This window comes from Streptomyces sp. NPDC047525 (assembly GCF_040643025.1).
Lineage (GTDB): Bacteria > Actinomycetota > Actinomycetes > Streptomycetales > Streptomycetaceae > Streptomyces > Streptomyces durmitorensis.
Map to the genome: position 1 here is coordinate 1165578 of NZ_JBEYTL010000001.1, position 8299 is coordinate 1173876.

General features: G+C 69.1%; 5 protein-coding genes. 1 reads left to right on the forward strand and 4 read right to left on the reverse strand.

Going from position 1 to position 8299, the window contains the following annotated elements; genetic code table 11:
• Positions 1-68: 68 nt before the first annotated feature.
• The 4 genes from ABZ833_RS05390 to ABZ833_RS05405 all read right to left on the reverse strand — a co-directional run bounded on the left by ABZ833_RS05390 (position 69) and on the right by ABZ833_RS05405 (position 5750).
• A complete protein-coding gene (locus ABZ833_RS05390; protein ID WP_361041227.1) occupies positions 69-2837 on the reverse strand; it encodes an AAA family ATPase in 2769 nt (922 codons plus the stop codon).
• 481 nt (positions 2838-3318) lie between these two features.
• Positions 3319-4074 (reverse strand): alpha/beta fold hydrolase, encoded by a 756-nt coding sequence (locus ABZ833_RS05395; RefSeq protein WP_361041230.1) that lies wholly within the window; start codon positions 4072-4074, stop codon positions 3319-3321.
• Between the two features lie 153 nt (positions 4075-4227).
• Positions 4228-5004, reverse strand: a complete 777-nt coding sequence (locus ABZ833_RS05400) for a hypothetical protein (RefSeq protein WP_361041233.1) — start codon at positions 5002-5004, stop codon at positions 4228-4230.
• A 95-nt stretch (positions 5005-5099) separates the two neighbouring features.
• The gene (locus ABZ833_RS05405; RefSeq protein WP_361041236.1) at positions 5100-5750 is read right to left on the reverse strand and encodes a TetR family transcriptional regulator; all 651 of its coding nucleotides are present in this window, start codon (positions 5748-5750) and stop codon (positions 5100-5102) included.
• Positions 5751-5897: 147 nt separating this feature from the next.
• On the opposite strand from ABZ833_RS05405, the gene ABZ833_RS05410 reads away from it, so the two are divergent.
• Positions 5898-8174 (forward strand): MMPL family transporter, encoded by a 2277-nt coding sequence (locus tag ABZ833_RS05410; RefSeq protein ID WP_361041238.1) that lies wholly within the window; start codon positions 5898-5900, stop codon positions 8172-8174.
• The last annotated feature ends 125 nt before the right edge of the window (positions 8175-8299 follow it).

Sequence of the window (8299 nt, forward strand, 5' to 3'; positions counted from 1 at the left end):
CGAGTGCTCATGACCCTCCGGGCGAGCCTCGGCAGCCGGGTCGGGGGCGGGCAGGCCCGCAGGCTTCGTCAGCTGTGGCTTCCGATCAGACGGGCGCGCAGATCGCTGCGCTGTTTGATGCCGAGCTTGCGGTATATCCGGGTCAGGTGCTGCTCGACCGTGCTGACGGTGACGAACAGCTTGGCCGCGGCCTCGCTGTTGGTCCGGCCTTCGCCTATCAGGAGGGCCACGCGCTGCTCGGCCGCACTCAGATCGGCGATGCTCCGGACGTCGTCGTCGCAGGACGTGGTGTCGGCGTCCTCGCCGAGAGTGGCGAGCAGCCGGTCGGCGCCACAGGCGCGGGCGGTGTCGCGGGCCCGTTCCAGGAACCTGCCGGCGATGGCGGGCTCGCCCAGGGCCTGGTGCGTACGGCCCAGGAGGCCGAGGATCCTGGCCACTTCGACGTGGTCGGGCGCCTCCACCATGACCTGCAACGCCTCTTCCAGGAGCACCGGGCGCCTCTCGGGGATGGTGACCTCTGCCAGGACGCGCAGGGTCATGGCACGGGTGCGGCCCTGGAGCGGGCCGAGTACGGCAAGCTGCTCTTCGGCCAACTCCCGGGTCTCCTCGTACCGGTGGAGCGCGATCAGGGCCTGCGCCCGGTCGGTGCGCCAGGGGATGAAGGAAGGCGAGTCAAGACCCCAGGCCGACATGCGCTGCCCGCAGGACTCGAAGTCCCGCAAAGCCAGGTGGGGTTGCTGGTTCGCCAGGTGGTAGTGGCCCCGGGCATGGAGGAGGTGCAGGCCCTGCCGTCCGTGGGCCGCCGTATCCGGTGCCGACCGGGAGAGCAGGCGGCTCGCGCCGTCGAGGTCGCCGGACTCGACCAGGGCCAGGATGCGCACGGCCAGGGACACGCCCGACATCGCCGGGCCGTTCAGCTCCGCCCCGCTGGTCATGGCGGTGCGGGCGTACTCGGCCGCCGCCCCCAGTTCACCCCGGCCCAGCGCCGCTTCGGACATGATGCTCGCGAAGAGCGCGAGCCACGCCGGTTCGTTGCGGTCGTTGGCGTCCTTGAACAGCACCTCGCCCCAGTCGTACGCCGTGCCGTACTGGTCGGCGTAGACCAGCGCCCGCAGCGTGATGCCCAGCGCCTCGAACGTGCTGCCGGTCAGGCGGAGCCTGCGGAACCGGTCCTCGGCCAGTTCCAGTCCGGGGTCGGCCAGATCACCGCGGAGCACGGAAGCGAGCAGGTGGGCCGAAGCGGCAAGCTCGCCGACCGGGCGGGCATTCCGGGGCTGGCCGGGCGGGCAGGTCCGTTCGGGCACGCCCGGCAGTTGGAAGGCGTGCAAGGGATAGGTGCACCCCAGCCAGACCTTGAAGGCGGTCCACGCCTCGCAGTCGGCGTGCTGGGCGTCGAAGCCCGAATCGCCGACCCAGCGCAGCGCCTCCTGGGCCTGTTCAAGGAGACCTTGTTCGAGCAGTCCCTGGACCATCTGGACGACCTGTCCGGACTGCAGCGCCGGTTCGGCGGAGGAGCCGGGGCGCGGTGCGAGGTGGCGGGCCACAACCGCGGGGTTGAGGCGCCACTCCGTCCGGGCCAGCATCAGGGTGACGTCTGCGTGCTGCTGCTCGGTCACGGCCTCCCGCTGGGCGAGCCGCACATACGCGGTGGCCCGGTCCAGATCGTCCGCCCGCAACTGCTGTTCCGCGGCCTCGATCAAAAGAGGCACCGCCCAGGGCTCCTTGGCGCTGTCCGCGGCAAGTAAGTGGGTGCCCACATCGGTGCCCCCGGCTCCCTCCTGGAAGAGCAATCGGGCGGCTCTGGTGTGGAGTTCCTCATGCTGCTCGGCCGAGAGGCTCTCGCGCGCGGCAGTGCGGGCCTCGCCGTGGCGGTAGCCCTGGGCCGTGAGGAGTCCGCTGCGGTACAGGATGTGCTCCGCCCGCCGGACCAGCGCGCTGTCGAGCCCCAGCAGCCGGTCGATCAGATGCCGGGACCCCGTCGCCTCCAGCACGGCGATGCCCTGTGCCACCTCTGCCGAGATCCGGTCCATCCGCTGGAGGCAGGTGAGCACCGCGCGGCGGTAGTTCGGCAGCCCGCCCTCGGTGTACAGGACGTCCATGGTGCCCAGGCCGTCGGCGAGCAACGCATTGACGAGCAGCGGGTTTCCGCCGCTCAGCGCGTGGTAGAGCGGCGTCAGCCGGGCCGCCTCCTCGCCGCCCGCGCGCTCGCGGAGCAGGTCGCCGACCTGGCGGACGCTCAGGGGTTCGAGCACCACCCGCCGGCAGTTCGTCTGGGAGGACATCTCCATCTGGAACAGCGGGAAGATGGGTACGGCCCCGGTCTGCACGCCCAGCACGAGCAGGACACGCTTGTTGAGGATGCGGCGGGCCAGATAGCACAGGAACTGCAGGGAGATCCGGTCCGCGTGGTGCAGGTCGTCCACTGTGATCACCACTGGGCCCTGTTCCGCGAGCCGTATCACCGCAGCGTGCAGTTGGGCGAGCACCCGGCCGTGCTCGGGGGTGACCCGTTCCGGGTCGGCACCGGAAGTCGTGCTGACAGAGGCTCCGGTAGCGATGATCTCCTGCAGTTCGGCTATCTCGGCGAACTGCATGGGCGCATTGTGCGCCAGCTGATCTACGACACCAAACGGAATTTCTTTCTCCGTTTGCACGGCGAGCGCCGAGAGAACCAGAGCGTTCTCTTCGAGCGCATTCTCCGAAAAACTCCTGAGTAACTCCGTCTTTCCGCTGGTGACCGTGCCGTCAATCAGGACGACCCCGCCTTTTCGGCTCAGGCACGAGCCCAGCATCCTGTTCAACTGCGTTAATTCTCGGTCGTTGTGCGAAAAGCGCATGACAAGCCCCCGTAATGACCCGTTCTCCGCTACATCTACCGTTCACCCAGGTGAAGGCGGGAGGATTAACGCACCTCCGTGGCGACTACATCAGAAGTAGGCCCACCCACCAGGCGGACACGGCTCAACGATCGGAGCTCGCTGGTCGGCCATGGCCACCTGGCCTGAAACGGCTTCCCGCGAGGCTTTTCAGCCTCCACCACCCGTGGCACACAGACGACGAGTCCCCCATCAAATGAATGTCTCATTTTTTTTGAAGGCTACACGTCTCAAGAGGGACGCGCCAGTGGGATCTTCCCGGCCTCCGATAGCGCGACCGAAAGCAGGCGGGGCACATCGGGCCATTTTCGGGCACGTTGAAGTCCCGCACGCCGAAAGCGACGAGCGGGTACCGGGCGGTGAAGCGCCGACACGACGGGAAGTCGGCTGCACGTCCGGGGGATTGACGGGCAGCCGACGTGTGAGGGAGATAACTCGGCCGTCAGACGGAAACGGTCAGAAGCCGGTTGCGTACAAGGTCCACGACTTCCGCCGACCCATTGAGATAGAAGTGGCCACCCGGAAAGACCCGCAGGTCGAAGTCACCTCTGGTGTGTTCCCGCCAGGCCTCGACATCCACCACGTCCGCGCGGGGATCGCGGTCCCCGGTCAAGGCGAACACGGGACAGTCGAGGCGGTCGCCCTCGCGGTGGCGGTAGGTCTCGGCGGCACGGTAGTCGCCACGCAGGGTCGGCAGGATCATCGCCAGCATCTCGGGGTCGTCAAGGAGCGCCGATTCCGTCCCGCTCATCGCCTTCATCTCGGCGACGAGCCCGCTGTCCGGCCGCTCGTGAATGCCCTCGTCTCGCACCCGGGACGGCGCCCGGCGGCCGGAGGCGAAGAGCGCGACCGGTCCGGAGCCCGCGCGCTCCAGGCGCAGGGCCACTTCGTAGGCGATGGTGGCTCCCATGCTGTGGCCGAAGAAGGCGAGGGGACCCTCGCGCCACGGGGCGATTTCCTCGGTGATCCGGTCAGCCGCTTCGGCGATGTCCGTGAACGACGGCTCCAGACGCCGCTCCTGACGGCCCGGGTACTGCACGGCCAGCACCTCGACGTCGGGCGCGAGCGCGGCGGACATCGGGTGGAACCAGCTCGCCGATCCGCCGGCGTGGGGGAAACAGACGAGTCTCACGCGCGTCCGCTCCGACGGGTGGAAGACCCGGATCCACGGGCTGTTCGGCTCGAGGGAACTTGCCATGTCCGACGACGACCTCCAATCGTTCCTGCGGGGCCCCCGAAAGGGGAGCTCGGCGCGGGGCGCCGAGGCGGACGGGGAACCCGGCACTGCGGGACGAAAGCTACCGGCCGCGCGGACCGGCACACTTCCCCTAGGGGGCCCCTAGGCTCCGGGTTAGGGGTCAGGGACGGTCACCTCCAGGTGGGTCAGATTCTCGGCCACGAGCACGCTCCGGGAACTCGGCCGCTCCCCGATCCCTAACTCGTAGAGCCCTTGGGGTACGGCCGGGAAGCCGAACCTGCCGTCCTCGTCGGCGTGTTCCCGCAGCTCGAGGCCCGAGCCGTCCGCAAGCCTGACGAGCACCCCCGGCACCGGTTCGCCGCGGGCGTCGAGGACCACACCCAGGCACGAGAACAGACGGCGCGTCAACGTGGCGTCGGCCAGGAGCGGTTCGGTGCCCCCGACGTGCACCGCACGCAGCCAGTACTCGAACTCCCGATGGAGCACCATGAGCATGTAGCCGCCGGGGCGCAACCCCGCGACCTCGAAGCACCCGTCGTCCGATGTCACGGCGGAGCCGGCCACGTTTCCGCGGTCGTCCATGAACACCGCAAGCGCCTCCGGGACCGGCATGTACAGCGAGTCCTCGGAAACCTTCCCCCGCGCGGTCGTCACCTCACGCAGCAACAGTACGGTCTCGTCGGACAGCAGCCGGGCCGTCACGTCGAGGTCCGTCGTGCCGGGCAGGTGCCCGGTGGCCCCGCCCAGCAGGACGTACGGCTCGGCCCCGGGCACTGCCAGTTCACATAAGCCGTCGGCTCGCGCCTCGCCGTGGCCGAGCATCCGGCCACCGCGGTCCACAAGCGTCAGGCGCGCCCGGGGAACCGGGCGCCCTTCCATGTTCAGGACCCGTACCATGACGGATCCTGCCGAGCGATGCTGCCCGTTCATCGCCTCTCCCTCCCCCACTACTGATGGCACCCGGCGGTGGTCTGTGAGCCCGCCGGGTCTGGCTCAAGGCGTCGCCGTGAGGTACCGGATGCCCGTCACTCCGGCACGACACTGTCGAACCGGGCGTTGTCCAGATGGGCAAGCATCTGGTCGAGGTCCTCGGCGACGTCGTGGTCGGGGTCCTCGGCCCAGCGGAGCATGGTGTTCAGGATGACGCCGAAGATCGCGCCGCTGATGGCCCGGACCTTCGTGTCGTCCTCCGGGCGCCCCGTGCGCTCGGCGACCAACAAGGTGATCACCCGCATGGTCTGGGTGACGTTCCCCAGGCTCGCGGCCCACAGTTCAGGCACGGTCACCATCAGTACATCGCGGTCGCGCTGAGCCCCGAACTCCTCGGGCGAGAGCCCCTCGAGGGTCTCCCTGATGGCCAGACGCAGGGCCTGAAGGACCGGCAGATCGGCCGACTGGGCACGCCACGCCTCGATGAAGAAGGCGTCCTGCTCGTCGGAGGCGACCAGCTCCTCCTTGGTCGGGAAGTAGCGAAAGACCGTGCTCTGGGACACCTCAGCGGCCTCGGCGATCTGCTCCATCGTCGTCGTCTCATAGCCCTGCTCACGGAAGAGGCGCAGCGCCTCCTGCTGGATGGAGGCGCGGGTCTTCGCCTTCTTGCGCTCACGCAGTCCGAGGACCGGCCCGCTCTGAGCCGCTGCCGCTGTCCGTGATTGGTGCTGTTTCGCAACGCCCATCTGGGAGTTCCCTTCTTCCTCTTTCTCGTTGCGGGCGGTCGACCACAGCCCCTGCCGGCGGTCGCCCCGACCTCTTTCAGTTTTCCCGGTGTCAGAGTACAGTGCACTCCGAACTGACGGTACACTTGCAAAAGAAGGTTGAATCCTGTGAAGGCCTTTCTGTATCGGACCGGGCGGGAGTCGTTCCGACGACGTCGGCTCGTCACCCTGATCTGGGTGGTTCTCCTGGTCGCCCTCGGCGTCGGGGCAGCCACTCTGTCCAAGCCCACCGTGGAGTCCTTCTCCATCCCGGACACCGAGTCCCAGCGGGCTATCGACCTGCTCGGGGAACGGTTCCCGCAGGCCTCCGCGGACGGTGCCGTCGCCCGGGTGGTGATCGTGGCCCCCGAGGGACAGAAGGTCACCTCCCCCGACAAGCGCGAGGCCGTCGAGGAGATGGTGGGCAGGCTCGGCGACGCGCCCAAGGTGGCCGGCGCCGCCGACCCCTTCAAGGCGCAGTCGATCTCCCCGGACAAGCGGATGGCGCTCATCCAGGTGGACTACCGCGAGCCGCGCAGCGAGCTCACGGACTCCGACAGGGAGGCACTGTTCGATGCCGCCAAGCCCGGTGAACAGGCCGGACTGACCGTCGAGTTCGGCGGTGACGCGCCCAAGGGCGCACCGGAGGAGGGCGGCAGCGAACTCGTCGGCGTGCTCGTCGCGGCCATCGTCCTGGTGATCACCTTCGGTTCGCTCGTCGCCGCGGGCCTTCCGCTGCTGACCGCCATCCTGGGCGTAGGCGTCAGCCTCTGCGCCGTCCAGGCGAGCAGCGCCTTCATCGAGCTCAACTCCGACACCCCCGCCCTCGCCCTGATGCTGGGTCTGGCGGTGTCCATCGACTACGCCCTGTTCATCAGCTTCCGATATCGCGAGGAGGTGCTCAGCGGCCGCCCGGCGGAGGAGTCCATCGGCCGGGCCGTGTCCACCGCGGGCTCCGCGGTCATCTTCGCCGGTATCACCGTCATCATCGCGCTCGTCGGCCTCTCGGTCGTCGGCATCCCGATCCTGACGCAGATCGGTGTGGCCGCCGCACTCACCGTGGCCGTGGCCGTGCTCGTCGCGCTGACCCTGCTGCCCGCGCTGCTCGGCTTCGTCGGCCCGCGCGTGCTCGGACGCCGGGCCCGCGCCGAACGGGAGGCCAAGGAGCAGGCGGGACCGGACAGTTCCCGGACACCGCTCGACAAGGACACCGGCGACGACCGCTCCGCCAAGCCGACCATGGGTCTGCGCTGGGTCCAGCTGGTCGCCCGAAGGCCGGTGCTCTTCCTGGTAGCGGCCTGCGCGGCGCTCGTCGTCCTGGCCCTGCCCGCCGCCGACATCCGGCTCGGCCTGCCGGACGACGGCAGCGAACCCACAAGCACCACTCAACGCAAGGCCTACGATCTCGTGACCGAGGGCTTCGGCCCCGGCAACAACGGCCCGTTGACGATCGTGGTCGACTCCAAGGAAGGCGGAGACGCCAACGCCGCCGCCAAGCGCGTCAGTTCGAGCATCTCCTCCCTGCCCGACGTCAAGGTCGTCTCCCCGGCGGTGCCCAACAAGGCCGGCGACACCGTCCTGATGATGGTGACGCCGAAGAGCTCACCGGCCAGCGCCGCCACCGAGGACCTGGTGAGCGACATCCGCGTCCGGGCGGCGGACGTGCACCGCGACAGCGGCGCCGCGATCGCCGTCACCGGCACGACCGCACTCAACATCGACATCTCCCAGCGCATCGCGGATACCTTGCTGCCGTACGTGGCAGTCGTCGTCGGGCTCGCCTTCTTACTCCTCATGCTGATGTTCCGTTCGATCCTGGTACCGCTCAAGGCGGCGCTCGGCTTCCTGCTCAGCCTCGCCGCAACCTTCGGCGTCATGGTCGCGGTCTTCCAGTGGGGCTGGGCCGTCGACGTCCTTGGCGTCTCCGCACCCGGCCTCATCGTCAACCTGCTGCCGGTCATCATCATCGGCCTCGTCTTCGGACTCGCCATGGACTACGAGGTGTTCCTGGTCAGCCGGATGCGAGAGGCCTACGTGCGTGACGGCCGGTCCAAGGAAGCGGTCGTCACGGGCTTCGCCCAGAGCTCCCGCGTGGTCACCGCCGCCGTACTGATCATGATCAGCGTCTTCAGCGGCTTCATCCTGTCGGAGTCGACGATGCTGCAGGCGTTCGGCCTCTCGCTCGCCGTGGCCGTGTTCTTCGACGCGCTCGTCGTCCGGATGACCATCGTGCCCGCGCTCATGGTGCTCCTCGGCCGCAAGGCCTGGTGGCTGCCCAACGCGCTCGACCGCGTACTGCCGCACATCGACATCGAGGGCGACACCAAGGAGAGCCCCGGGCCCGATGCCCCGCAGGCCGTGCCCGGCCAGGGCGCGCAGACCCCGAGCGACGCTCAACTGCGCTGACGCCGTACGACCGGTCCGGCCTCCCCCCCCGCGGGGGGGGGGGGGGCGGGGCGGGGGCGCGGCCCCCCCCCCCCCCCCCCCCCCAAATGCCGCCAGGCGGCCGTAAAAAACAGCTCCGGGTGGGG

Excerpts from the sequence above, each read along its gene's own strand:
- ABZ833_RS05405 (WP_361041236.1), bottom strand. The coding sequence starts at position 5,750 with ATGGGCGTTGCGAAACAGCACCAATCACGGACAGCGGCAGCGGCTCAG.
- ABZ833_RS05400 (WP_361041233.1), bottom strand. The coding sequence starts at position 5,004 with ATGAACGGGCAGCATCGCTCGGCAGGATCCGTCATGGTACGGGTCCTG.
- ABZ833_RS05390 (WP_361041227.1), bottom strand. The coding sequence starts at position 2,837 with ATGCGCTTTTCGCACAACGACCGAGAATTAACGCAGTTGAACAGGATG.
- ABZ833_RS05395 (WP_361041230.1), bottom strand. The coding sequence starts at position 4,074 with ATGGCAAGTTCCCTCGAGCCGAACAGCCCGTGGATCCGGGTCTTCCAC.